2 protein-coding genes are annotated in these 1,639 nt (G+C 48.0%); both read left to right on the top strand.

Annotated elements, in window-relative coordinates:
• On the top strand, positions 1–783 hold a 783-nt coding region (locus R7Q38_RS23100), incomplete at its 5' end, for a UDP-N-acetylmuramoyl-L-alanyl-D-glutamate--2,6-diaminopimelate ligase (RefSeq protein ID WP_318114424.1).
• Positions 780–1,639 (top strand): UDP-N-acetylmuramoyl-tripeptide--D-alanyl-D-alanine ligase (gene murF / locus R7Q38_RS23105; RefSeq protein ID WP_318114425.1); only part of this gene is annotated, 860 nt, incomplete at its 3' end. The genes R7Q38_RS23100 and murF, both read left to right, overlap by 4 nt.

A 1,639-nucleotide genomic window follows, 5' to 3' on the forward strand; every position in this document is an offset into this window, starting at 1 on the left:
CAATGTGATCAAGCAATCATCAATGTTGATGACGAAGTTGGCGCTGCGTGGGCGAAACAACTGACGAATGCGATTGCCGTTTCTCTTGCTCCTACAACTGAGTTTGAACACGCGCTGTGGGCGAGCCAAGTGGCTTATGCTGAATCCGGTATTACGATTCGTTTTGATGGTCAGTTTGGCGAAGGTACGCTGCATGCGCCGTTGATTGGTGAATTCAACGCAGCCAACTTAATGCTGGCATTTGCGACCTTATTGAGCCTTGGTTTTGATAAGAGCGATTTGCTAGCGACGGCTGCTCAATTGCAGCCGGTGTTAGGCCGAATGGAGCTATTCCAAGCTGAAAATCGCGCCAAAGTTGTGGTCGATTACGCTCACACGCCTGATGCGCTTGAAAAAGCATTACAAGCACTGCGCGTGCATTGTGACGGACAGCTTTGGGCTATTTTCGGTTGTGGTGGCGATCGCGATGCGGGCAAGCGTCCGATGATGGCAGAAATCGCTGAGCGTTTGGGTGACAAAGTCGTCTTGACCGATGATAACCCGCGCAGTGAAGACCCTGTATTAATCGTCAAAGATATGCTTGCTGGCCTATCCAAACCAGCAGAAGCGATTGTCCAGCATGATCGCTTTAAAGCGCTTTCTTACGCGTTAGAAAACGCTGCGCCTCAAGACATTATCTTGCTGGCAGGTAAGGGCCACGAAGACTACCAAATTCGTAATGACGAAACGATTCATTATTCCGACCGCGAATCCGCAATGCAGCTTTTAGGATTATCTTCATGATCAAGGTTACTTTATCTCAAATTGCAGAAATCACTGGCGGAGCGTTATTCGGTAACGATCTGACTATCGACGCAGTGTCCACTGACACGCGAACGATCGACAATGGTGCGCTGTTTGTTGCGCTTGTCGGTGAACGATTCGATGCTCATAATTTTTGTCAGCAAGCATTTGAAGCGGGGGCTGGTGCCTTATTGGTTGAAAAGCGTCTTGATGTGAATGCGCCGCAAGTTGTGGTATCGGATACCAAAATCGCACTGGGCGAGTTAGCTTCTTGGGTGCACCATTCTTGCCAAACGCCTACCGTTGCGATAACTGGCAGTTGTGGAAAGACCACGGTGAAAGAGATGGTTGCCAGCATTCTTCAGCAAAAAGGCAACGTGTTGTTCACGGCAGGTAACTTCAATAATGATATTGGTGTTCCGCTGACCTTGCTGCGTTCTCAGCAAGATGACGATTACGCGGTGATTGAGCTAGGCGCAAACCATATTGGTGAAATTGCTTACACTACGCAGCTTGTGAAACCGGATATCGCGCTGGTAAACAATGTTGCGGCGGCGCATTTGGAAGGCTTTGGTTCTATTGAGGGTGTAAAGCAAGCCAAAGGTGAAATCTATCAAGGGTTACAGGCTGGTGGCATTGCCATCGTCAATCTCGATAGTAACGGTGACGCGCTGTGGCAATCGGTTCTTGCAGATAAAAAAGTGATCACTTTCTCGCATAATAATTCGCAAGCGGACTTTTACGCATCGAACGTGACAATGAATGAGGAAGGTAAAGCGAGCTTTACTTTGCATATTTCATCAGATTCGCGAGAAATTGAACTGTCACTTGGTATTATTGGTCAACATAACGTTGC

Origin of the sequence: Vibrio sp. Vb0598 (genome assembly GCF_033338935.1) — a bacterium.
In the GTDB taxonomy this organism is placed as follows: Bacteria; Pseudomonadota; Gammaproteobacteria; order Enterobacterales; family Vibrionaceae; genus Vibrio; species Vibrio alginolyticus.